Below are 22,159 nucleotides of genomic sequence, written 5' to 3'. Positions count from 1 at the left end.
GCTCTTTCTTTGGTCGCGGCCAGCCGGCCGGCATCATCTCAGGCCGCGGTCGCAGGCACCGTCAGCGTCATTTCGTAGAACGCCGAATGGCCGCTGTCGGGATAGTCGAGGAAGGCGCCGCAAGCGGTAAAGCCGTAGCGCGTATAGAGTCGATGAGCGCCGGCAAACCCCTCTCCGACGCCGGTTTCGAGCTTGAGCTGCCGCAGTTTCTTATCGCGGGCGAGTGCGATGATGGCCTCGAGGATCTTGACGCCCACCCGCTGCCCGCGCACCGAAGGGTCGGTGAACATGCGCTTGACTTCACCGAGTTCGGCATCGTGCACTTTGAGGGCCCCCATGCCGACCGCCGTGCCGTCCTGGAGACGGGCGACAAGCACCGTGGTATCGGACCCCGCCATCTGCTCGACGGTCATCTTGAATTGGAATTCGATCGGTGAGAGCGGCAGCAGGTGGTCGTTGAGCGCGTCGACCAGCCGACGCACGTCGTCCTGCAGGGGCGTCTCGATGGCAACCGTTGCGACCATCGCCTACTCCACCACCTTCGGGACCATGAAGAAGTCGTCTTCCGAGAGCGGCGCGTTGGCGACGATCTTTTCGGGATAGCCACCGTCGCGGACGGCATCCTCGCGCTGTCGCAGAGCCATTGGCGTCACTGACGTCATCGGTTCGACGCCGGTAATATCGACCTCACCCAGTTGTTCAACAAATCCCAGGATCGCATTGAGCTCATTCTGGTACGCGGGAACCTCGCTCTCCTCAATGCGAATGCGCGCCAGGCGCCCGATACGCTTCACTGTGGCGGCGTCGACCGACATGAAATGCTCCAAAAAAACTGGATGAGTTCATCTGATCCGGCGCTTTTAGCAATGCACCCGGACAAAAGACAACGATTTTGCCTTATGGCACGCATCAAACTTCCAGAGCCAGCCCCGCCTCGAGCGAGACAAGCCCGGTGCCGTCGAGATTCTCCTTGAGCGCAGCGACGACGAAGTCGATCGCCGCCTCATCGGCGGCGAGCGCGACGAGCTTTGGCTGGGCTGCCGCAAGCAATCCCTCGGCCAGCGCCCCCATCGCTTCTCCGCCCCCGAAAAGCACGACGACCGCACCATCCGCCCATCGCCCGAAGCTCGGCGCCTCGCCGCCAACGAGAACCAGCGCCGGCTCGCCCACGGCATCGATCAGCATGGCTCCGCCACCGATGCGATAGGCATGGACCGGCAGCGGTCCCTGATCCTCGTCAATAGCGCGCGGCGCCTTGCGCGGCCGCCATTCGGCCGGGTCGAACGAAGCAAGGTTTTCGTCCGCCTCGGCAAGGCGCAGGACCCGGTCGGTTCCTGCCGTCAGCTCGGCGCGATCCACGCCCTCGGGTGCGAGTTGCGGATCGACAACGAAAATCTGCCCGCCGATATAGATGCGTATGGCTGTCTCGCCGAACCAGGTGAGTTTCATTGTCTTGGCCCTCGTGTCGGTGACTGTCGCAACGCGTGCGAAACCTATAGGAAGCAGAAGTCGATTCAACTGTGGCGTAGCGAGCGTGACCGACTTTCCTCCCAATCCCCTCGCCGACCTGCCTGCTACCGGCAAGATTCTCGGGCTCGATCTCGGCACCAAGACCATCGGCGTCGCGATCTCCGATGCCATGCGCTATTCGGCAACGCCGCTCGAGACGATCAAGCGCGTGAAGTTCACCCAGGATGCCGAGCGGATCCTTGAGCTTATTGCCGAGAACGGCGCCGTCGCGATCATCCTTGGCCTGCCGCTCAACATGGACGGCTCGGAAGGGCCGCGGGTGCAGTCGACCCGCGCCTTCGCCCGTAACCTTGCTCAGAAGACCGCCATCCCCATCGCCTTCTGGGATGAGCGGCTCTCAACGAGCGCCGTCACCCGCATGATGATCGAGGCCGACCTGCGCCGGGACCGCCGCGCCCAGGTGGTCGATAAGCTGGCCGCCAGCTACATCCTGCAGGGCGCGCTCGACCGGCTGCGCCTGCCATAGCCGCGCGCAACTCCTTCGCCGAGGCTCCGCCCGGCCCCTGCCGCGATTAGTCTGTTGGATGTCTTGCGGATGTCTGCAATCTCGGTTGCAAAAACCGATACCAGTCGCTAGACCGCTGGCAATCCATCAGGATCGGAGCGCATGGCCCAGTCTTCGCCAGCCAACGCCTCGGGCGCCCTCCCCGGCCAGCTCGCCGGCTTTCCGCCATTCTCCCAGCGTCACCTCATTTCGATCGCCGATCTCCAGCAGCACGAGATCGTCGAGCTGCTCGACCGGGCCGAGCGGATGATTCCGGTCTCCCGGCAGGAGCGCAAATCGCTCTCGACACTGTCGGGAAAGACCCAGATCAACCTCTTCTTCGAGCCCTCGACCCGCACCCAGTCTTCCTTCGAGATTGCCGGCAAGCGGCTTGGCGCTCTCGTCGTCAACATGTCGGTCAAGACCTCCTCGGTCAGCAAGGGCGAGACGCTGATCGATACCGCCGCCACCCTCAACGCCATGCGTCCGGACGTCATAGTCGTCCGCCACTCGGCCGCCGGCGCGGTCGAGCTCCTCTCCCAGAAGGTCGGCTGCTCGGTGGTCAACGCCGGCGACGGCGCCCATGAACATCCAACGCAAGCTCTTCTCGACGCGCTGACGATTCGTCAGCACAAGGGCCGCATTGCCGGGCTGACAGTGGCCATTTGCGGCGACATCGCCAATTCGCGCGTCGCACGCTCGAACCTCCTGCTCCTTGGCGCCCTCAACGTGCGCACCCGCGTGATCGCCCCCAGGACCCTGCTGCCCGCCGGCATCGAGCATCTGGCGACCGAGGTCTTCACCGACATGGAAGAGGGGTTGAAGGACGTCGACGTCGTCATGATGCTGCGCCTGCAGCACGAGCGCGCCAATGGTAAGATGATCCCTTCGGTGCGCGAATACTACCGCTTCTATGGCCTCGACGCGGCCAGGCTCAAAAGCGCCAGGCCTGACGCCATCGTCATGCACCCGGGCCCGATGAATCGCGGTGTCGAGATCGACCCTGCCATCGCCGACGGCCCGCGCTCGGTCATCACCGACCAGGTCGAGATGGGCGTGGCCGTGCGCATGGCCGTGCTCGATGCGCTGCTGCCGGACAGCAACGGGGGTCCGCAGTGAACCTCGTCATACGCAATGCCCGCATCGTCGATCCGGCTTCGATGACCGACCAGAGCGGTTCGGTGCTGGTCGAGGGTGGCCGTATCGCCGACCTCGACTTCGCCGACGCGCCCGGAATACCCGGCGGCGCCGAGGTGATCGATGCCAAGGGCCTTGTCCTCGCCCCCGGTCTCATCGATATGCGCGTTTTCGTCGGCGAACCCGGCAAGGAATACCGCGAAACCCTGGCCTCGGCCGGCGAGGCCGCCGCTGCCGGCGGCGTGACGAGCTTCGTGATGATGCCGGATACCACTCCGGTCGTCGACGACGGTGCGCTGGTCGACTTCCTCATCCGTCGGGCAGAAGCGACTGCCAAGGTGCACATCCTGCCGGCCGCCGCCATTACCAAAGGGGTCGGCGGCGCCGAGATCACCGAGTTCGGGCTGTTGAAGGAGGCCGGTGCGGTCTGCTTCACCGACGGCAAGCAGTCGATCCAGTCGAATGCCCTCATTCGCGCCGCCTTCACTTACGCCGCCAATTTCGACATGCCGGTGGTCCATCACCTCTCCGACAGGGAATTGACCGGCGATGGCGTGATGAACGAGGGGCTCTTTGCCACGGTTCTCGGCCTCAGGGGTATTCCCGTGGAAGCCGAGACCATTCCTCTCGCCCGCGACCTGCAACTCGCCCTGCTGACCGGCGTCAGATATCACGCGGCGCAGATTTCGGCGGGCAATTCCATCTCCCTGGTGCGCGAGGCCAAGCGCAGATCGGAGCGCATCTCCGCCGGCGTCTCGATCAACAACCTCACGCTCAACGAAAACGACGTCGGCCGCTACCGGACTTATTTCAAGCTGGCGCCCCCGCTACGCTCCGAGGATGATCGCCTGGCGATCATCGAGGGCCTGCGCTCGGGCGTGATCGACACCATCCATTCAGATCACGATCCGCAGGACACTGAAGTCAAGCGCCAACCCTTCGCCGAGGCCTCGGGCGGCGCCATTGGCCTCGAAACCCTGCTCGCCGCGGCCCTCCGCCTCGTTCACAGTGGCGAGGTCGACCTGATGACGGTCCTTCGCGCAATGACCATCCGGCCCGCGCAGATCCTCAGCCTCGAAACCGGACGCATCGCCAGGGGCGCGCCCGCCGACCTCGTGCTTGTCGATCTCGATTATCCATGGCAGGTCAAGGAAACCGAGCTGCGCTCGCGCTCGCGCAACACGGCGTTCGAGGGCGCGCGCCTGGCCGGAAAGGCGATCCGCACCATCGTCGGCGGCAGGACCGTCTTCGAGATGAGCGAGGAGGCTCTCGCATGACGTTCCAGATCGGCAACTTTAATGCCGTCTTCCTTGGCTATCTGCTGGGATCCATCCCCTTCGGCCTCATCCTCACCCGCATGGCCGGCCTCGGCGACATCCGCGCCATCGGCTCGGGCAATATCGGGGCGACCAATGTGCTGCGCACCGGTGACCGGAAGCTGGCGGCCGCAACGCTCATCCTCGATGCCGGCAAGGCCGCCCTCGCGGTGCTCATCGCCCGCTATTTCTGGGGCGAGCTGCCGGCGATGATCGCCGGCGGGTTCGCCTTCCTCGGCCATTGCTTTCCTGTCTGGCTCAACTTCAAGGGCGGCAAGGGCGTGGCGACCTTTATCGGCGTCCTGCTGGCACTCTACTGGCCCATCGGTCTCATCTTCTGCGCCGTCTGGCTCCTGATCGCCTTTGCACAGAAGTACTCATCGCTGGCCGCCCTCACCGCATCGGTCACCGCGCCCATTTTCGCCTACTCTTTCTCCGGAGAACCTCTCGCCATCACCTCGGGGCTGATCGCGCTGGTGCTGATCTTCCAGCACCGGGCAAACCTTGCCCGGCTGCTCAAGGGCACTGAGCCCAGGATCGGGAGCGAGAACAAGGCCGGGGAAGAGTAGATGGAGGCAGCACTGGGAGGCGTCACGCTGAGCCGGCCGCAACGCGTCGCCTGGCTGCGCCTTCTGCGCACCGACAATGTCGGTCCCGTCACCTTTCGGCAATTGCTCGGCCGCTTCGGCTCGGCCGAGGCCGCGCTCGAGGCCCTGCCCGGCCTGACGCGCGGCACCGGCCGCAGCGTGCGTATTCCCTCGCAGGGAGAAGCCGAGGATGAGCTTGCCGCCGTCGCGGCGGCAGGCGCCCGTCTCGTTGCCAGCAGCGAGGCCGACTATCCCGCGCACCTGCGCTTCATTCCCGCCGCCCCGCCGCTGGTGACCATCGCCGGCGGCGAGAACCTCGATTGGCAGCGCACGGTCGGCATCGTCGGCGCCCGCAACGCATCGTCGGCCGGGCACAAGATGGCGCAGATCCTCGCCCTCGATCTCGGCGAGCGCGGCTACACCGTTGTCTCAGGTCTTGCCCGCGGCATCGATGCGGGCGCCCATCGCGCGTCCTTACGAACCGGCACCGTTGCCGTCCTTGCCGGCGGGTTGGACAGGATCTATCCCGACGAGAATATCCCGCTCGCCCAGGAGATCCTCGACAATGGCGGAGCGCTACTGACCGAAATGCCGATGGGATGGGAACCGCGGGCCCGTGACTTCCCAAGGCGTAACCGGCTGGTTTCCGGCCTTTCACTCGGTATCGTCGTGGTGGAAGCCGCCAAGCGCTCGGGCTCGCTGATCACTGCACGTCTCGCCCTCGAGCAGAACCGCGACGTCTTTGCCGTCCCCGGCTCACCGCTCGACCCGCGCGCCGAAGGCGGCAACGCCCTGATCCAGCAGGGCGCCAAGTTGATCACCTGCGCCGCCGATATCATCGAGAGCCTGTCGACCGCCGATCCCGCACGCTCGACCCTCTTCGATCCCGACTGGGAACCTGACGCTCCGGCCATAAGGATCGACCTGCCGCCACCCTCCGCCGATGACCGCTCGCGTCTCCTCGAGGCGCTGAGCACGACGCCGATGCCGGTCGACGACATCATCGCACAGACGGGACTGGCGGTTCCTGCCGTCCAGACACTGCTCCTGGAACTGGATCTCGCCGGCCGGATTGAATGGTCAAGCGGCCAGCTGGTGGCGCTGCGTTTTGAGTGATCTGCGCGAGCCGCTTGCACACGGCAATCTCCCTCCCCGTTGACACCGCCTCTGGCCTTCACCATGTTGCCCGCGATTTTGAAATCGTGTTGCGGATCGGTTTGGCATGAAAGTCGTCGTCGTTGAAAGTCCGGCTAAGGCCAAGACAATCAACAAATATTTGGGCAAGGACTATGAAGTCCTGGCCTCGTTTGGCCATGTCCGCGATCTGCCGGCCAAGGACGGCTCGGTGCGTCCCGAAGAAGATTTCGCCATGTCCTGGGAGGTGGATACGGCGGCAAGGAAGCGCATCAGCGACATTGCCAACGCCCTCAAGGGCGCCGACGAACTGATTCTTGCCACCGACCCTGACCGCGAAGGCGAGGCCATCTCCTGGCACCTGCTCGATGTGCTGAGGCAGAAGAAGGCGATCAAGAAGGACACGCCCGTCAAGCGGGTGATGTTCAACGCCATCACCAAGGACGCAGTGACGGCCGCCATGGCCAATCCGCGCGAGATCGACGCACCGCTTGTCGATGCCTACCTCGCCCGGCGTGCGCTCGACTATCTCGTCGGCTTTACCCTCTCGCCGATCCTCTGGAGGAAGTTGCCGGGCTCGCGCTCGGCCGGCCGCGTCCAGTCGGTGGCGCTTCGGCTCGTCTGCGATCGCGAAGCCGAGATCGAAAGGTTCAAGCCCGAGGAATACTGGTCGGTCGCCGCCCGCCTCAACCAAAAGGGCAAGAGCTTCGAGGCCCGGCTCTTTTCAGTCGACGGCAAGAAGACCGACAAGCTTGCCGTCAAGACCGGCGAGGAAGCAACGGCGCTGCGCCAGATCATCGAGGCCGGCAATTTCAACGTCGCCAACGTCGAAAAGAAGCCGACCAAGCGCAATCCTTACGCCCCCTTCACCACCTCGAGCCTGCAGCAGGACGCCTCCTCGCGCCTCGGCATGTCGCCCTCGCGCACCATGCAGGTTGCCCAACGTCTCTATGAGGATGGGCACATCACCTATATGCGTACCGACGCCGTGCAGATGTCCCCGGAGGGCATCGACCAGGCCCGCCGCGCCATCACCAAGGAGTTCGGCGCCGATTACCTGCCCGAGAAGGCCCGCATCTACCAGACCAAGGCCAAGAATGCTCAGGAGGCGCACGAGGCCATCCGACCGACGGACATGTTCCGGCATCCGGATACGCTGCGCAACGCCGACCCTGACCAGGCCAAGCTCTATGGCCTCATCTGGCGCCGTACGCTTGCAAGCCAGATGAAATCGGCCGAGATCGAACGCACCACCGCCGATATCGCGGTCAACGTGCCGGGCCGTAATATCGAGTTGCGCGCCGTCGGCTCCGTCGTCACCTTCCCCGGCTTCCTCGCCCTCTATGGCGTCGAGGCGAAGTCCGACACGGACGAGGACGACGAGGAAAGCCGCGAACTGCCCCCGCTCGCCGTCGGCGATAAGCCGGCACTCGAAGAGGTGCTGATCGATCAGCACTTCACCCAGCCGCCCGCGCGCTACACCGAAGCCAGCCTCATCAAGAAGATGGAAGAGCTTGGCATCGGCCGCCCCTCGACCTATGCGGCAACGCTCGCCACGTTGAAGGATCGTGACTACGTCCGCCTCGACAAGCGCGCCCTGGTGCCCGAGGATCGCGGCCGGATCGTCACCGCCTTCCTCGAGAGCTTCTTCCGCCGCTACGTCGAATACGGATTCACCGCCGGGCTCGAAGAGCAGCTCGACCAGATCTCTGCCGGCGACCTCGACTACAAGCAGGTGCTGCGCGAGTTCTGGCAGGACTTTTCCAACCATACTGCCGAGATCAAAGACCTGCGCGTCTCCGAGGTTCTCGATGCGCTGAACGATCTTCTCGCCGACCACATCTTCCCCGAAAAGCCCGACGGGACCGATCCTCGCCGCTGCCCCAATTGCGGCACCGGTTCGCTGTCCCTGAAGCTCGGCAAGTTCGGGGCCTTCATCGGCTGTTCGAACTATCCCGAGTGCCGCTATACCATGCAGCTTTCGGATGCTGCGATGGGCAATGCCGAGGCCGCCGGCAGCGGCGACGGTGTGCTGGGCATCGATCCGGACTCGGGCGAAGAGGTCTACCTCAAATCCGGGCGCTTCGGCCCCTACGTCCAGCTGGGCGATGGCAAGGACGCCAAGCGTTCTTCCCTTCCCAAGGGCTGGTCGCCCGAGGGCCTGACCCTGGACCGTGCACTGCAACTTCTCTCCCTGCCGAGAGAGATAGGCTTGCATCCCGAGACGGGACTTCCCATATCGGCGGGCATCGGCCGCTATGGGCCGTTCGTCGTGCACGACGGCAAATACGCCAACCTTCCCGAAGTGGAGGAGGTGTTTACCGTCGGTCTCAACCGCGCTGTAGACTTGTTAGCCGAAAAGGCCGCCAACGGCTTTTCACGCGGCAACCGTGCAACGCCGGCCGCAATCAAGACGTTCGAGCACGATGACGGCCCGATCACCGTCCGGGCGGGACGGTATGGTCCTTATGTGAATCAGGGCAAGATCAACGCCACGATCCCTAAGGACGCTAAACCCGAGGACGTGACGCGCGAGCAGGCCATCGAATGGATCGCCGCCCGCGCCGCCGCGACCGGCGCGAAGCCCAAGAAAACACCAGCCAAGAAGGCACCGGCCAAGAAGGCCACCACCAAGAAAGCCGCAAGCAAGAAGAAGGCGGCAGAAAAAGCGAATTAATGGCCAAAGCGCCAACCAGAAACAAAAACACATCCGGCCCGAAACGGGCCCGCCAGCATACAGCCGGCGAACTCCCGACCCGCGAGCAGCTCCTCGAGGCGCTCGCCAACGAACCCGACATCAAGGGCAAGCGTGACCTGGCAAAGGTCTTCGGCATCCGCGGCGAACTACGCCGCCCGTTCAAAGCCATGCTCAACGAGCTCGAAGGTGAGGGGATCATCACCCGCACCCGCAAGGCCCTGCGCCGCACCGCGGCTCTACCCGCCGTCACCGTCCTCGATATTCCGTCCGACGCCGATCCCGACGACCTCCACGCCTTTCCAGCTCAATGGAACGAGGAGGAAGGCGAGCGACCGCGTGTAACCGTCGTCCAGGGGAAATCCGCCCGCGTTGCGCCCGCGCCCGGCGACCGCATCCTGGCCCGCATCGACGCCGGCGACGGCCCTGTGCCGCACTATACGGCCAGGGCAATGAAGATCCTCGACAAGCCGCGCCGCGCCCATATCGGCATTGTGCGCATGGACGAGGACGGCGCCCGCCTGATCCCGGTCGAACGCAAGCAGAAGGAGATGCGCATCCCCAAGGGGGACCTCGGGGCAGCGCGCGACGGCGATCTCGTCGAAGTCGAGGTCAAGCTCTCTGGACGCCTGATGCTGCCGCGTGCCCGCGTCACCAACGTCATCGGCAATCCGAAGTCGGAAGGCGCAGTCAGTCTCATCGCCATCCACAATCTCGAGATTCCCTACCGCTTCCCGGCCTCCGTCGAGCGAGAGGCCGAGGCAGCCAAACCCGCAACTCTCAAGGGTCGCGAGGACTGGCGCGACATTCCCCTCGTTACCATCGACCCGGCCGACGCCAAGGACCACGATGATGCGGTGCAGGCCGAACCGGACACTGATCCGAAGAACCCCGGCGGCCATATCGTACGCGTCGCCATCGCCGACGTTGCGGCCTATATACGCCCCGGCACCGCGCTCGACCGCGAAGCGTATCTGCGCGGCAACTCCGTCTACTTCCCCGACCGGGTCGTGCCGATGCTCCCAGAGCGCATCTCCAACGACCTCTGCTCGCTTCGTGAGGGCGAGGCGCGCCCCTCGCTCGCCGTGCGCATTGTCATCGGCGCTGACGGCCGCAAGCGCAGCCACAGCTTCCACCGCGTCCTGATCCGCTCGGCCGCAAGACTGAGCTACCAACAGGCGCAGGCCGCCATCGACGGCAAGCCGGACGACAAGACCGGTCCGCTGCTGGAGCCGGTCCTGAAGCCCCTCTGGGCCGCCTATTCCACCATGGCCAAGGCCCGTGACAAGCGCAGTCCGCTCGACCTCGAACTGCCCGAGCGCAAGATTCTTTTGAACGAAGCCGGCCTCGTCGCCGATATCCATGTGCCCGAACGGTTGGCGGCGCATCGGCTGATCGAGGAAATGATGATCGCCGCCAACGTTGCGGCCGCCGAGACGCTCGAGAGAGCCAGAACACCCCTGCTCTACCGTGTCCACGACGAACCCAGCCGTGAAAAGCTGGGTGCGCTACGCGAATTCCTGGCCTCACTCGATATCTCCATGGCCAAGACCGACGCGCTCAAGCCCAGCCAGTTCAACGGCATCCTGAGCCAGGCCCGTAAGGCCGGCAATATCGAGCAGGTCTCCGAAATGGTGCTGAGGAGCCAGGCTCAGGCCGAGTATGCCGCCGAGAACTACGGCCATTTCGGCCTCAATCTCGATCGCTACGCCCACTTCACCTCACCCATCCGCCGCTATGCCGACCTCATCGTCCACCGGGCGCTGATCGCTGCGCTCAGCCTCGGCAATGATGGCCTTTCCGACAACGAGATCGGCAAGCTTGCAGGCATTGCTCAGCATATCTCGGCCACGGAACGCCGTGCCATGATCGCCGAACGCGAAACCGCCGACCGCCTGCTCGCCCAGTATCTGGCCGAGCACATCGGAGCGCGCTTCGAGGGCCGTATCTCGGGCGTCACCCGCTCGGGCCTGTTCGTCCGCCTCACCGACACCGGGGCGGACGGCTTCATCCCCGCCTCGACGCTCGGCAGCGATTATTTCCGCCATGTCGAGGAACAGCAGGCCATGATCGGCGAGCGCACCGGTGAACGTTTCGGGCTGGGCGATCCCGTAACCGTTCGGCTACTGGAGGCCGCTCCGATTGCCGGCGCTCTCAGATTTGAGATGCTTTCCGAAGGCCCCCGCGTCAAACCGCCATCTTTCCGTTCCAGCGCAAAGCGCCGATCTATGACAGGCGGACCGCGCGGTCGCAGGAAGAGGTAGCAGGATGAGTGTCGAGATTGGGGTCGCCGACAAACGCAGCGTCGGCGATGCGATGTGGAAGGGCGGACTGTGCAGGTGCCCGAAATGCGGTGAGGGCAAGCTCTTTCGTGCCTATCTCAAGGTCGACCGCACCTGTTCCGCCTGCGGCGAGGAGTTCTTTCACCACCGCGCCGACGATTTGCCGCCTTATGTCGCCATTTTTGTCGTGGGCCATGTGCTCGTCGGCCTCATGCTGCATATGGAGATGGTCTGGCGGGTCCACCCGATGACCTATATCTACACCATGGTGCCGCTGGCGATCATCCTGCCGCTGCTGATGCTGCCCTCGATCAAGGGCGCGATCGTCGGCCTGCAATGGGCGTTGCGCATGCACGGCTTCGATCCCGACCATCGCGACCCGGCGCAGCCCGAATACCCCTAGCTGCCAACCACCTTGCCGGTTGACAATCGGCCACAAATCCGTAGGTTGCGCGCAAATTCCCCAAGGCGCCGCTCGACGCGGCGCTTCGCTGTTTAGAGGACACCGAAATGGCCAAGGCCAACACCGTCAAGATCAAGCTCGTGTCGACGGCTGATACTGGCTTCTACTACGTGACCAAGAAGAACGCCCGGACTCAGACCGAGAAGCTCGCCTTCAAGAAGTACGATCCGGTCGTGCGCAAGCACGTGGAGTTCAAGGAAGCCAAGATCAAATAACTTGGTCCTGTCGGAACGAACATGAAAACCCCGCACTCGATGCGGGGTTTTTTGTTGTGGTTCGCGGTGAGGCGGGAGTACCCGGCAGGGCTCTGGCCGCGTAAGCTGGAAGAGGGTGTGGCTGGTCCGGTGCGGTTTTCGAAGAGGCCACTCTTACCAACACCGGACCAGCCGCCCTACGGACTCAGGAGTTGCGGCGGACCTGAGAAGAACCGTAGGGAGAACTGAGCTTTCGGAAGCAAAATGTTCCGCTGCTCTTTGACCGGACCCTACTCTCCGCCCAAGCAAACTCAAGTAAAACCAACCAACCGGGGCCGGCAAACATTTGTTAACTATAAGAAATAACCCTAATATCTAAAGTTTTAAGCGCTGCCCCCTCTGCCGCCTGCGCCGTTGCCCGCGCTTGACCTCAACTTTGGTTGAGGTTGTAGCCTCGATTGAACACGAGCAAAGGCAACGAAAATGACCGACACCATGACAGCGAGCAACCACGTCACCGCCGTGGTCACATCCTGGCCCGGGGTTACCGCGGGCTTCGGCAGCCGCGGTGAATGGGCGTTCAAGGTGAACGACCACGAGATCGGGCATCTTCATGGCGACAGCGTCGCCCATTTCTTCTTTCCCAAGCCCCTCTGGCGGGAGCTGAAGGCCGCCGGGCGCATCGAACACCACCCGGTATTTCCGGACGCCAAAGGCCCGGCCGCCCGGCGCATCCGTTCGGTAACGGATGTCGAGGACATCATCGCGATGATGAGGATGAACTACGAGCGCTTGACGGCCTGAGGCGTTGTCAGGCGGCGTCGAACACCACGCGGTTGCGGCCTTCGCGCTTGGCCCGGTAGAGCGCAATGTCAGCCCGCTTCAGCAGCGTTTCCGGCGTATCGTGGTCGTGCTCGTTGAGCGACACGCCGACCGAGACCGTCAACGTCAGTTCGAGCACCGTGCCAACCTCGAACGGCCGCTCCGCCATGGCATTACGTACGCGTTCTGCAACGGCCTCCGCCTGCCTGTGGTCCGTATCAGGCATCAGGACGACGAACTCCTCGCCGCCGAACCGGCAGGCGAGGTCAACCCCACGGATGTTGCGTCGCAGCCTTTGGGCGAACTCCTTGAGAACGGCATCCCCTGCGTCATGCCCGTGCGTGTCGTTGACCGATTTGAAGTGGTCGATGTCGAGCAGCATCACGGCCAGCTCGCGGTCCTGCGCCTGGGCCTTGCCGAGCATTACGGCCAGATGCCGGTCGAAATAACGGCGGTTATAGAGGCCGGTCAGTTCGTCCGTCACCGCCATGGCCATGGTGTTGTTGACGCTCTCGCGCAGCTCCATCGCATATCGATGCCGGCGGATCTGCGTGCGCACGCGCGCTGCCAGCTCGTTGCGCTCGACCGGACGGGAAATGAAATCGTTGATGCCGAGGTCGAGCGCACGCACGACCTTGGGTTTGTCGGCCTCGTCGGCGATGAGGATGATCGGCAGGTTGCGCGAATGGTCGAGCGTGCGGATCTGCGAGCAGACCCGCAGCGGGTCGAAATCGGTGAGCGCCATCGAGACCAGCGCCAGCTCATAGCGTCCACCAGTCACCTGGAATACCGCGTCGGCCGGCTGCGTCAGCACATCTACCCGATGCTCCCTTTCCAGATATCCCTTGATGCGCTCGGCGTGGCGCGGGTCGCTGTCGACAATCAGAACCGAACCGCCGTCGGTGCTGATGGCATCCGTCGCCCGGATCGAATCCTCGATGGCGATCTGCTGGCCGGTCAACGCACGGGCGCGCAGCTCGTCGGTGAGGTTCTTGAGGCGCGCCAGGCTCTTGACCCGAGCCATCAATTGCATGTCGTCGACAGGCTTGGTCAGGAAATCGTCGGCGCCGACTTCGAGCCCCCTCACCCGGTCGGAAGGCTGATCGAGCGCGGTGATCATCAGCACCGGGATGTGATGGGTCTTCGGGTTGGACTTAAGCCGACGGCAGGCTTCGAACCCGTCCATGTCAGGCATCATCACGTCGAGCAGTACGATATCGATGTCGGAGCTTTCGCAGGCAGCAATTGCCTCGGGTCCGGTCGTCGCAGTCACGACGTCGTAGTATTCCGCCTCCAACCGCACCTGCAGAAGGCGCAGATTGGTAGGGATATCGTCAACGATCAGAACACGTGCAGTCACACCTGCCACTCCGAATTCTAACGGACTCTCAGTCGGCGAGCATCGGCCCTGGAAGTCGCTGCGCTGAGTCGGCTGGCGTGGTTATCGAGACCGGAGCGCAGCGTACGCTAAAGTACGCAAGCGCCGGAAGCGCAGAGAACCGCATCAGACGGCCGGCGGAGTAGACTTCCGGGGCCGATCCTCAGGCGCGGCCAATGTAGCGCTCAATGGTTTCCAAAAAGTGAGGCACGGAGATGGGTTTGGAGATGTAACCCTCACACCCGCCTTGCAGAATCCGCTCTTCGTCGCCTTTCATAGCGAAGGCCGTCACCGCTATGACCGGAATCGAATGCAGTTCCTCGTCGTCCTTGAGCCACTTGGTGACGACGAGCCCGGAAACCTCCGGCAATTGGATATCCATGAGGATGAGGTCGGGATGGTGGGCGCGCGCCAGATCCAGTGCCTCCAGGCCGCTGCGGGTCTGGATCACCGAATAGCCACGCGATTCAAGCAGGTCGTTGAAGAGCTTCATATTGAGCTCGTTGTCCTCGACGATCATCACGGTCTTGGCCATCAAATCTCTCCTGCCACCTGTTGGCAGCCCGGCGCTTCGCTTTGCCGTTGCCTTGCGCTAGCATGCAATGCGTTACAAAACCCGAAATGAGCTCGGCCTTGCCAACACGCGGCACACTCGACCACAACACGCAATCCCTTGCCGATCTCTGCCTCGGGCACCTCGCTGAAAACCCCGAGGAACTCGCCGGCTTCATGGACCATGCCGGCTATGATCCGGCCGCCCTGCGCCGCGACGTCGGCTCTCGGCAGCTGGCCATCGGCCTGATCGATTACTTTGCCTCAAACGAAACGATTCTGCTCGCGCTTTGCGCCAACGCGTCGATCGAGCCCGAGGCATTCATGCGCGTCTGGCAAAAGCTCAATCCTGCCGGCTGAACCATGCCCATGGCGCCATACATTTGCCGGGACTGCATAGCGAGCGGCGAGGCAACCGTCATCCCCGACCGATGTCCCGCCTGCGGCTCCCCTCGCCTTCTTTCCCACCCCGAACTCTTCGAGCTCGAGGTCGCCCATATCGACTGCGACGCCTTCTATGCGTCGGTCGAAAAGCGCGATGACCCATCCCTTGTCGACAAGCCGCTGATCATCGGCGGCGGCCAGCGCGGTGTCGTTTCGACCTGCTGCTACATCGCCCGCCAGAGCGGCGTTCGGTCGGCCATGCCCATGTTCCAGGCGAAGCGCCTTTCCCCGGACGCCGTGATCCTGAAGCCCGACATGGCCAAATACGTCGCCGTCAGTCGGCAGATCCGCGAGCGCATGGAGGCGTTGACTCCCCTGGTCGAGCCGCTGTCGATCGACGAGGCATTCCTGGATCTTTCGGGCACCAGGACGCTGCACAAAGCCCCGCCAGCCGTCGTTCTCGCCCGCTTCGCCAAGAATATCGAAACGTATATCGGGGTCACGGTCTCGATCGGCCTGAGCCACAACAAGTTCCTCGCCAAGGTTGCCTCCGAACTCGACAAGCCGCGCGGATTTGCCGTCATCGGCGCTGCCGAGACGGTCTCCTTCCTCGCCCCAAGGCCCATTTCGCTGATCTACGGTGTCGGCAAGGTTTTCGCTGAAACGCTACGCAAGGACGGTCTGATGACCATCGGGCAGCTCCAGGAGATGGAGCCGACGGATCTGATGCGTCGCTACGGTGAGATCGGCGCACGCCTATCGCGCCTCGCGCGCGGCGAGGACCACCGCGCCATCTCGTCGGACCGCGACATGAAGACCATCTCCTGCGAGACGACGTTTTCCAAGGACTGCATCGACTTCGAGCAGCTTTCGACCGAGTTGCTCGCACTCTGCGAGCGCCTGTCCGAGCGACTGAAAGCCAAGGAGATCGTCGGCGATACCGTCACCCTGAAGCTCAAATCAGCGGGCTTTCGCCTGCGCACCCGCGCACGCCAATTGATCGTACCGACGCAACTGACGGGAGTCCTTTACGAGACGGGACGATCGCTGCTCGCCCGCGAGATCGACGGCACGGCTTTTCGGCTGATCGGAATCGGCATTTCGGGTATTGAGAAGGCTGCCGACACCGATCCGATCGACCTGCTCGAACCGGCCATCGCCCGCCGGGCGGCTGCCGAACGGGCCATCGACAAGGTCCGTGGACGATTCGGCCGCGAGGCTCTGGTGCGCGGCAAGCTCTATGGGCTGAAGCCCGCGCCGGAACCGGAAGACGAAACCAACAAAGGCGAGATGCCATGACGAGCCCGATCGAGAAACTGCGCGAATATGGCTACGAGCTGCCGAGCCCCAAGCCCCCGGTCGCCAGCTATGTGCCCGTGGCCCGCACAGGCAACCTCGTCTACGTCTCCGGCCAGATCTCCTCCAACGACTTTGGCGTCGTCCAGGGGCGTCTCGGCGACACCATGAATGTCGTCCAGGGCGGCAACGCGGCCGAGCTTGCCGCCCTCAACATTCTCGCTCAAATCGTTCATATTGGCAGAATCCGCCTCGAGGACATCAGGCGCATCGTCAAGCTCACCGTCCTCGTCGCCTCGACGCCGGATTTCACCGAGCAGCATCTGGTGGCAAACGGTGCGTCCAACCTGTTCGTGGGCGTTCTCGGCGACAAGGGCAAGCACGCCCGCGCAGCCTTTGGGGTCGTGAGCCTTCCACTCGGCGCCGCCGTCGAGATCGACGCTGTTGTCGAGGTCGAACACTAGTCTTTTTGCCTGTTACCTTATCGTCATGGATCGGTGCCACTCAGGACCCGATCTCCAAACCAGCATGAGTTGCCGCATGACCAATCCGCTTGTTTTCGATCGTCCCGTTGCCCATCGCGGCCTGCATGATCGTGCTGCCGGCATCATCGAGAATTCCGCCTCGGCTTTCGAGGCAGCCATCGCCCGCAACTTCGCCATAGAATGCGACCTGCAGTTGACCAGCGACGGCGTGCCCGTCGTCTTCCATGATCCCGACCGCAAGCGCCTGCAGGGCGTCGAGGGGCTGGTGGCCGACGCCACCGCCGCCGAGATGACGACCACACCGCTGCTCGACAGCGCCGCCGGCGACTGCCCGCAGACCTTCACAGCTTTCCTCGCCCAGATCCGCGGCCGCGCGCTCCTTCAGGTCGAGCTCAAGCACCAGCGCGACATCACCAACACCCAGCTCCTCGCCCGCGCCGCCGCCGAGGCACTCAAGGCCTATGAGGGTCCCGTCACCGTCGAATCCTTCGATCCGCGCCTCATTACCCTCATCCGTCAGTTCGGCTTTACCGGTCCACGCGGTATCATCACCCAAGATTACACACCGAACGGCTGGCACGGGGACCTGCCTGAAGAGCAGCGCTTCGTCCTCAAGCACCTGCTGCACTGGCACGAAACGCAGTTCGACTTCATCTCGTGCGCCAAGGATGCGCTCGAACTACCGGCCGTCAAGTTCTGGCGCGCGCTCGGCAAGCCCGTCACCGGATGGACCATCAAATCGGCGGTTGAAGCCGAAGCGGCGGGCCCCCATATCGATCAGATTGTCTTTGAAGGCTTTGACCCCGACGCATAGAGATTGACCGCTCGCTGGCATCCACAGGCCTGACGGATATGCGTTAGAATGGAACGGAGCCAACTTCCGAGAATGCATGTCCGACCCCGGCTATACCGCGACCGTTCACCCCTCGACCGCCTCCATTCCGGCCGAGATATGGAACCGCCTGACGCCCGGTGAGGGTTGCCGGCCGGACAATCCATTCCTCGATCATGCCTTTTTCCTGGCGCTCGAAGAGTCCGGCTGCGCCGCCGGCCGCACTGGCTGGCAGCCCCAGCATATCCTGCTCAACGACGCTGCCGGCACGCCTGTCGGTCTGATGCCGCTCTTCCTCAAATCCCACTCGATGGGCGAGTATGTCTTCGACCACGGGTGGGCCAACGCTTTCGACCAGGCAGGCGGCTCCTATTATCCCAAGCTCCAATGCTCGGTGCCCTTCACCCCGGTGACTGCTCCCAAGCTCCTGGTGCCCTCCGGCAGCCTCGACGTCCGCACACACCTGCTGGCAGCCGCCCAGCAACTGGCGCGACAGCACGGCGCCTCCTCCGTGCATGCAACGTTCGTGCCCGAGGAGGAGGCCGACCAGGTCGAGGCGGCCGGGTGGCTGAAGCGGGTCGATACCCAGTTCCATTGGTACAATCACGGCTTTTCGACCTTCGAGGACTTCCTCGAGACCCTCTCTTCGCGCAAGCGCAAGACCATCCGCCGTGAGCGGCGGGACGCGCTGGCCGAGGGCCTAAGGGTCGAGTGGGTGACCGGCAGCGATCTTAGGGAGCACCACTGGGACGCCTTTTTCGAATTCTATGAAGACACCGGCAGCCGCAAATGGGGCCGGCCTTACCTCAACCGCCGCTTCTTTTCGCTCCTCAACCAGACGATGGCCGACCGCATCGTCTTGATGTTCGCCTATGACGGGCCGACGCCGATCGCCGGTGCCCTCAATTTCGTCGGGCGGGATCGCATCCTCGGGCGCAACTGGGGCTGCACCCGCGATGTCCCGTTCCTGCATTTCGAGCTGTGCTACTACCAAGCCATCGACTATGCCATTGCCCATGGCCTCGCGGTCGTCGAAGCGGGTGCCCAGGGTGAGCATAAGCTGACACGCGGCTATGAGCCGACTTCGACCTACTCGGTCCATTGGATCGCGCATCCCGGCCTGCGGCGGGCGATCGCCGACTTCCTTGAGCGCGAGCGGCTGTCGGTCGTCCATGAACAGGAAGTTCTCGACCGCTACACGCCATTTCGCCGCGGGGAGCGTAGAGACTAGAGCCTTGTCCCAACGGGCGCCAAGGCGCTAGGTTCGCCCGATCACCACGCCGCGAGGGAACCATGACCACCTACGAGCCCGACAACATCTTCGCCAAGATCCTGCGCGGGGAAATTCCGGCGGTAAAGGTCTACGAGGACGAGGCGGCGCTGGTGATGCTGGATATCTTTCCCCAGTCCCGCGGCCACACGCTGATCGTGCCCAAGGCGGCCTCGCGGAACCTGCTCGATGCCGCGCCGGAAACACTCTCCGGCGTCATGCCGCTCGTCCAGAAGGTGGCCCGGGCCGTGACGGCCGCAACCAATGCCGACGGCATTCGCCTCGTCCAGTTCAACGAGACTGCGGCTGGCCAGACGATCTTCCACCTGCACTTCCACTTGATCCCGGTCTACGAAGGCGTTGCCATCGGCCGCCACGCTGGTGGCGCTGAGGCCGACAGCGAAGAGCTCGCGGCACTCGCCAAGGACATCGCGGCCAATCTCTCCTGACTTCCCCCTCCTCAAACTCCCGACCACGTCGCGACGCGACCGCCGACCCGAACCGCCGACGATCCCGCCGCCTTTCCTGAAAGGCGCCAGCCCGAATGGACGCCACAGTCCGCCCCGGAAACAAACCCACCAGACCCGGCTTTCTCGATCTCTACACGCCCAAGTTCGTAACGGTCCTGCGCGAAGGCTATGGCTGGCACAGCCTTCAGGCGGACGCCATCGCCGGCCTCACCGTTGCTGTGGTTGCCCTGCCGCTCTCGATGGCCATCGCCATTGCCTCCGGCACCACACCCGACCGAGGGCTCTATACCGCCATAGTCGGCGGCTTCCTGGTCTCGCTCCTCGGCGGCAGCCGCTTCCAGATCGGCGGGCCGGCCGGAGCGTTCATTGTGCTGGTCGCTGCAACCGTTGCCCAGCACGGCATCGACGGGCTGATCCTGGCGACGTTGCTATCAGGTCTCATCCTCATCGCCGTAGGTCTTCTGCGCCTTGGCACCTACATCAAGTTCATCCCCTATCCCGTGACCGTCGGTTTTACCGCCGGCATCGCGGTCATTATTTTCGCCAGCCAGATCAAGGATCTTCTCGGCCTGACGCTTGCGGACAAGGAACCGGGCGAACTCGTCGAAAAACTGCACGTACTCTGGCTGGCCAGCGATACCATCAACCCCGCCGCCGTCCTCGTTGCGCTTTCCAGCATCCTCATCATTCTCGGTCTGCGTCGCGTCCGGCCGGCCTGGCCCGGCATGCTGATCGCCGTGGCGGTCACATCCCTTGCCGCGGCGATCTTCGCCCTGCCAGTCGACACCATTGGATCGCGCTTCGGCGGAATCCCCAACGCCCTGCCCCTGCCCTCTCTGCCCAGCCTGTCCCCGGACCGTATCCTGGCAGTGCTGCCCAATGCCATTTCCTTTGCCCTGCTCGGGGCTATCGAATCCCTGCTTTCGGCCGTCGTCGCCGACGGCATGACCGGGCGGCGCCACCGCTCCAATTGCGAGCTCGTGGCGCAGGGTATCGCCAATATCGGGTCAGGCCTGTTCGGCGGCATCTGCGTGACCGGCACCATCGCCCGGACCGCAACCAACGTGCGCGCCGGTGCCCGCGGGCCGGTCTCGGGCATGCTGCATTCGCTGTTCCTGCTCGCCTTCATGCTGGTCGCAGCCCCCCTCGCCGCCTTCATTCCGCTATCTGCACTCGCGGGCGTGCTGGCGGTCGTTGCCTGGAACATGGCCGAGCGGCACCAGTTCGTAACGCTCGTGCGGTCCTCACCGGGTGATGCAGTAGTGCTGCTGGCCACGTTCCTTTTGACAGTCTTCCGGGACCTGACCGAAGGCATCGTCGTCGGTTTCGCGCTTGGGGCCCTGCTCTTCATAGGCCGCATGGCGCAGGTCACGGGAGTGGAGGCGCACGCGCCGGAGGTGCCGGCGGACCGTGCCGACAGTGCCAATGGCGACCGCCGGCCCTACGAACCCGGCATCGCCACCAATCCCGATGTCGTCATCTACCGCATCACCGGAGCCTTCTTCTTCGGTGCGGCTGCCGCCGTCGGCACCGTCCTCGACAACATCAGCGATCAGCGCAAGGCCCTCGTCATCGATTTCGCCGCCGTACCCTTTCTTGACTCAACGGCCGCCAACACCATCGCCGGCGTTGCACGCAAGGCCAAACGCAATGGCATTGCCGTCTACATCACCGGCGCGTCGCCGTCCGTGCGGCGAACGCTGCTGACCCACGGCACCCGCCCACCATTAGCCCGCTTCGTCAGCACGATCGACAAGGCGATGGCCACCGTCGCGGCAAAATCCGAACGCGCGGCTGCATGACGGGAAGATGGGCCAGCACGGCCGAACTATGGCCACTGACCAAGGAAATCCTCGCAACGCTGGTTTAGCTGAGGAAACCGGAGCGCGTCTAACCGTCCGCCGGACCCAAGAACTCAGCAGCTTCGTTGCCGCGTAGGACCATGATACGCCCCGACAGCTCTTCGTCGCAAACAAGCTTCATCACGGCAGCCGTCAGGTGGTCGAGGGGTATGGGCGTCGGTACAGCCGTCCGCTCCGATGCCGACCTGTCACTAAGTTCGCGCTGAGCCCTCTCGGTGAGAATCCAGTCGGGCACAAGACAATTTATCCGGATATGATCCCACCGCGCACCCAAGGTTGCGGTAAACCGAATCAAGGCCGCTTTGGCGGCTGCGTATTCTGGCGAGACGTAAGGAAGAAGACCCAGTCCGGCCGTCGAGGCGATGTTGACGACTACGCCTCCAACCGCAATCATCGATCGGACTGCCAACTGCGTTGCGTACATCGGACCGATCAGGTTCAAGTCGACCTTGGTTTTCCAGATCGCCGGCTCCGCATCGGGAAAATGCGGCGGCTTCTCTCCCCCGCCCCCGGCGTTGTTGATGAGCACTCCGAGAGGTTCGGGTTGGCGGTCCGCCAACCGCAACAGTTGTTCGATGCTTGCGGGTTCGCGCATGTCGACCACGACCGCAACGGCGCGACCACCTGCGTCTGCTATATTCTTTGCCGTAGCATTCGCGGCGTCTTCGTCCAGGTCAGCCACAAGGACAATGGCCCCCCTCCGCAGCCAGTCTAAGTGCGACGGCACGCCCCGATCCAGCGCCCGATCCTGTCACGATCGCACATCTGCCGCACACGTCCACGAGTAACTCCCTTGTTCGAGCAGAACGAGAGCGGTAGTCGTGGGTTCCAGCCTTGGGGCAACCGCGGTCGCCTAGCGGAGAAAATCCGTCCGCGCCCGCTCGATGACCAGCGAGCGGATGGCGACGTTCGGGGGCTGACTCCAAATATAAAGGATCGCCTCCATCACATTGCGATCGCTGAGCATATCGGCGGGATCGCATCGT

Annotated in this window: 23 protein-coding genes; 17 read left to right on the top strand and 6 right to left on the bottom strand. The window is 63.7% G+C overall.

Features of this window, described 5'->3' with window-relative positions; all coding sequences use genetic code 11:
• Positions 1-38: 38 nt before the first annotated feature.
• The 3 genes from QQK18_RS23880 to QQK18_RS23870 all read right to left on the bottom strand — a co-directional run bounded on the left by QQK18_RS23880 (position 39) and on the right by QQK18_RS23870 (position 1,449).
• Positions 39-524 carry a GNAT family N-acetyltransferase gene (locus QQK18_RS23880; protein ID WP_284342908.1) on the bottom strand — a complete coding sequence of 162 codons (486 nt, stop codon included), beginning with the start codon at positions 522-524 and terminating at the stop codon, positions 39-41.
• Positions 525-527: 3 nt separating this feature from the next.
• Positions 528-815: an Asp-tRNA(Asn)/Glu-tRNA(Gln) amidotransferase subunit GatC gene (gatC, locus tag QQK18_RS23875; protein WP_284342907.1), complete on the bottom strand. Its 288-nt coding sequence runs from the start codon at positions 813-815 to the stop codon at positions 528-530.
• A 94-nt stretch (positions 816-909) separates the two neighbouring features.
• On the bottom strand, positions 910-1,449 hold the full coding sequence (locus QQK18_RS23870; RefSeq protein ID WP_284342906.1) for a hypothetical protein: 540 nt from the start codon (positions 1,447-1,449) through the stop codon (positions 910-912).
• A gap of 85 nt (positions 1,450-1,534) precedes the next feature.
• Between QQK18_RS23870 and ruvX the strand changes: the two genes are divergently transcribed.
• The 10 genes from ruvX (at position 1,535) to QQK18_RS23820 (ending at position 12,626) form a co-directional block, all read left to right on the top strand.
• The gene (ruvX, locus tag QQK18_RS23865) at positions 1,535-1,996 is read left to right on the top strand and encodes a Holliday junction resolvase RuvX (protein WP_284342905.1); all 462 of its coding nucleotides are present in this window, start codon (positions 1,535-1,537) and stop codon (positions 1,994-1,996) included.
• A 141-nt stretch (positions 1,997-2,137) separates the two neighbouring features.
• Positions 2,138-3,133: an aspartate carbamoyltransferase catalytic subunit gene (locus QQK18_RS23860; RefSeq protein ID WP_284342904.1), complete on the top strand. Its 996-nt coding sequence runs from the start codon at positions 2,138-2,140 to the stop codon at positions 3,131-3,133.
• A 41-nt stretch (positions 3,134-3,174) separates the two neighbouring features.
• A complete protein-coding gene (gene pyrC / locus QQK18_RS23855) occupies positions 3,175-4,428 on the top strand; it encodes a dihydroorotase (RefSeq protein WP_284343306.1) in 1,254 nt (417 codons plus the stop codon).
• On the top strand, positions 4,425-5,036 hold the full coding sequence (gene plsY, locus QQK18_RS23850) for a glycerol-3-phosphate 1-O-acyltransferase PlsY (protein ID WP_284342903.1): 612 nt from the start codon (positions 4,425-4,427) through the stop codon (positions 5,034-5,036). Before pyrC ends, plsY begins: the two co-directional genes overlap by 4 nt.
• Positions 5,037-6,170: a DNA-processing protein DprA gene (dprA, locus tag QQK18_RS23845; RefSeq protein WP_284342902.1), complete on the top strand. Its 1,134-nt coding sequence runs from the start codon at positions 5,037-5,039 to the stop codon at positions 6,168-6,170.
• Positions 6,171-6,276: 106 nt separating this feature from the next.
• Complete coding sequence (topA, locus tag QQK18_RS23840; protein ID WP_284342901.1) at positions 6,277-8,865, top strand: type I DNA topoisomerase; 2,589 nt, start codon at positions 6,277-6,279, stop codon at positions 8,863-8,865.
• On the top strand, positions 8,865-11,147 hold the full coding sequence (rnr, locus tag QQK18_RS23835; protein ID WP_284342900.1) for a ribonuclease R: 2,283 nt from the start codon (positions 8,865-8,867) through the stop codon (positions 11,145-11,147). The genes topA and rnr overlap by 1 nt, the downstream gene beginning before the upstream one ends.
• A gap of 4 nt (positions 11,148-11,151) precedes the next feature.
• Entirely contained in the window at positions 11,152-11,568 is a 417-nt protein-coding gene (locus QQK18_RS23830; RefSeq protein WP_284342899.1) for a DUF983 domain-containing protein, read from the top strand.
• A gap of 107 nt (positions 11,569-11,675) precedes the next feature.
• Positions 11,676-11,843 carry a 50S ribosomal protein L33 gene (gene rpmG, locus QQK18_RS23825; RefSeq protein WP_284342898.1) on the top strand — a complete coding sequence of 56 codons (168 nt, stop codon included), beginning with the start codon at positions 11,676-11,678 and terminating at the stop codon, positions 11,841-11,843.
• 462 nt (positions 11,844-12,305) lie between these two features.
• Positions 12,306-12,626, top strand: a complete 321-nt coding sequence (locus tag QQK18_RS23820) for a luciferase domain-containing protein (protein ID WP_284342897.1) — start codon at positions 12,306-12,308, stop codon at positions 12,624-12,626.
• 7 nt (positions 12,627-12,633) lie between these two features.
• Here QQK18_RS23820 and QQK18_RS23815 read toward each other — a convergent pair whose 3' ends face one another.
• Positions 12,634-14,004 (bottom strand): PleD family two-component system response regulator, encoded by a 1,371-nt coding sequence (locus QQK18_RS23815; RefSeq protein WP_284342896.1) that lies wholly within the window; start codon positions 14,002-14,004, stop codon positions 12,634-12,636.
• 181 nt (positions 14,005-14,185) lie between these two features.
• The gene (locus QQK18_RS23810; protein ID WP_284342895.1) at positions 14,186-14,557 is read right to left on the bottom strand and encodes a response regulator; all 372 of its coding nucleotides are present in this window, start codon (positions 14,555-14,557) and stop codon (positions 14,186-14,188) included.
• 98 nt (positions 14,558-14,655) lie between these two features.
• On the opposite strand from QQK18_RS23810, the gene QQK18_RS23805 reads away from it, so the two are divergent.
• The 7 genes from QQK18_RS23805 (at position 14,656) to QQK18_RS23775 (ending at position 21,113) form a co-directional block, all read left to right on the top strand.
• On the top strand, positions 14,656-14,934 hold the full coding sequence (locus QQK18_RS23805) for a DUF3572 family protein (protein ID WP_284342894.1): 279 nt from the start codon (positions 14,656-14,658) through the stop codon (positions 14,932-14,934).
• A gap of 9 nt (positions 14,935-14,943) precedes the next feature.
• On the top strand, positions 14,944-16,257 hold the full coding sequence (locus QQK18_RS23800; protein WP_284342893.1) for a DNA polymerase IV: 1,314 nt from the start codon (positions 14,944-14,946) through the stop codon (positions 16,255-16,257).
• A complete protein-coding gene (locus tag QQK18_RS23795) occupies positions 16,254-16,718 on the top strand; it encodes a RidA family protein (protein WP_284342892.1) in 465 nt (154 codons plus the stop codon). Before QQK18_RS23800 ends, QQK18_RS23795 begins: the two co-directional genes overlap by 4 nt.
• Positions 16,719-16,794: 76 nt before the next feature.
• Entirely contained in the window at positions 16,795-17,553 is a 759-nt protein-coding gene (locus QQK18_RS23790; RefSeq protein WP_284342891.1) for a glycerophosphodiester phosphodiesterase family protein, read from the top strand.
• Between the two features lie 76 nt (positions 17,554-17,629).
• Positions 17,630-18,802 (top strand): GNAT family N-acetyltransferase, encoded by a 1,173-nt coding sequence (locus tag QQK18_RS23785; protein WP_284342890.1) that lies wholly within the window; start codon positions 17,630-17,632, stop codon positions 18,800-18,802.
• 62 nt (positions 18,803-18,864) lie between these two features.
• A complete protein-coding gene (locus QQK18_RS23780; protein WP_284342889.1) occupies positions 18,865-19,290 on the top strand; it encodes an HIT family protein in 426 nt (141 codons plus the stop codon).
• Between the two features lie 95 nt (positions 19,291-19,385).
• The gene (locus QQK18_RS23775; protein ID WP_284342888.1) at positions 19,386-21,113 is read left to right on the top strand and encodes a SulP family inorganic anion transporter; all 1,728 of its coding nucleotides are present in this window, start codon (positions 19,386-19,388) and stop codon (positions 21,111-21,113) included.
• 88 nt (positions 21,114-21,201) lie between these two features.
• Here the strand turns inward: QQK18_RS23775 and QQK18_RS23770 are convergent, their stop codons facing one another.
• Positions 21,202-21,900 carry an SDR family NAD(P)-dependent oxidoreductase gene (locus QQK18_RS23770; protein ID WP_284342886.1) on the bottom strand — a complete coding sequence of 233 codons (699 nt, stop codon included), beginning with the start codon at positions 21,898-21,900 and terminating at the stop codon, positions 21,202-21,204.
• Positions 21,901-22,159: the final 259 nt, after the last annotated feature.

It is taken from the genome of Devosia nitrariae (assembly GCF_030160115.1).
Classification (GTDB): Bacteria; Pseudomonadota; Alphaproteobacteria; order Rhizobiales; family Devosiaceae; genus Devosia; species Devosia nitrariae.
Note: the sequence above shows the minus strand (reverse complement) of the source record. Positions and strands in the feature narration are given on the sequence as shown.

Coding starts and splice junctions, on each gene's coding strand:
- plsY (WP_284342903.1), top strand. CDS start 4,425: ATGACGTTCCAGATCGGCAACTTTAATGCCGTCTTCCTTGGCTATCTG.
- QQK18_RS23830 (WP_284342899.1), top strand. CDS start 11,152: ATGAGTGTCGAGATTGGGGTCGCCGACAAACGCAGCGTCGGCGATGCG.
- QQK18_RS23780 (WP_284342889.1), top strand. CDS start 18,865: ATGACCACCTACGAGCCCGACAACATCTTCGCCAAGATCCTGCGCGGG.
- QQK18_RS23785 (WP_284342890.1), top strand. CDS start 17,630: ATGTCCGACCCCGGCTATACCGCGACCGTTCACCCCTCGACCGCCTCC.
- gatC (WP_284342907.1), bottom strand. CDS start 815: ATGTCGGTCGACGCCGCCACAGTGAAGCGTATCGGGCGCCTGGCGCGC.
- rpmG (WP_284342898.1), top strand. CDS start 11,676: ATGGCCAAGGCCAACACCGTCAAGATCAAGCTCGTGTCGACGGCTGAT.
- topA (WP_284342901.1), top strand. CDS start 6,277: ATGAAAGTCGTCGTCGTTGAAAGTCCGGCTAAGGCCAAGACAATCAAC.
- QQK18_RS23870 (WP_284342906.1), bottom strand. CDS start 1,449: ATGAAACTCACCTGGTTCGGCGAGACAGCCATACGCATCTATATCGGC.
- QQK18_RS23790 (WP_284342891.1), top strand. CDS start 16,795: ATGACCAATCCGCTTGTTTTCGATCGTCCCGTTGCCCATCGCGGCCTG.
- QQK18_RS23795 (WP_284342892.1), top strand. CDS start 16,254: ATGACGAGCCCGATCGAGAAACTGCGCGAATATGGCTACGAGCTGCCG.
- dprA (WP_284342902.1), top strand. CDS start 5,037: ATGGAGGCAGCACTGGGAGGCGTCACGCTGAGCCGGCCGCAACGCGTC.
- rnr (WP_284342900.1), top strand. CDS start 8,865: ATGGCCAAAGCGCCAACCAGAAACAAAAACACATCCGGCCCGAAACGG.
- pyrC (WP_284343306.1), top strand. CDS start 3,175: ATGACCGACCAGAGCGGTTCGGTGCTGGTCGAGGGTGGCCGTATCGCC.
- QQK18_RS23820 (WP_284342897.1), top strand. CDS start 12,306: ATGACCGACACCATGACAGCGAGCAACCACGTCACCGCCGTGGTCACA.
- QQK18_RS23880 (WP_284342908.1), bottom strand. CDS start 524: ATGGTCGCAACGGTTGCCATCGAGACGCCCCTGCAGGACGACGTGCGT.
- QQK18_RS23810 (WP_284342895.1), bottom strand. CDS start 14,557: ATGGCCAAGACCGTGATGATCGTCGAGGACAACGAGCTCAATATGAAG.
- QQK18_RS23775 (WP_284342888.1), top strand. CDS start 19,386: ATGGACGCCACAGTCCGCCCCGGAAACAAACCCACCAGACCCGGCTTT.
- QQK18_RS23860 (WP_284342904.1), top strand. CDS start 2,138: ATGGCCCAGTCTTCGCCAGCCAACGCCTCGGGCGCCCTCCCCGGCCAG.
- QQK18_RS23800 (WP_284342893.1), top strand. CDS start 14,944: ATGGCGCCATACATTTGCCGGGACTGCATAGCGAGCGGCGAGGCAACC.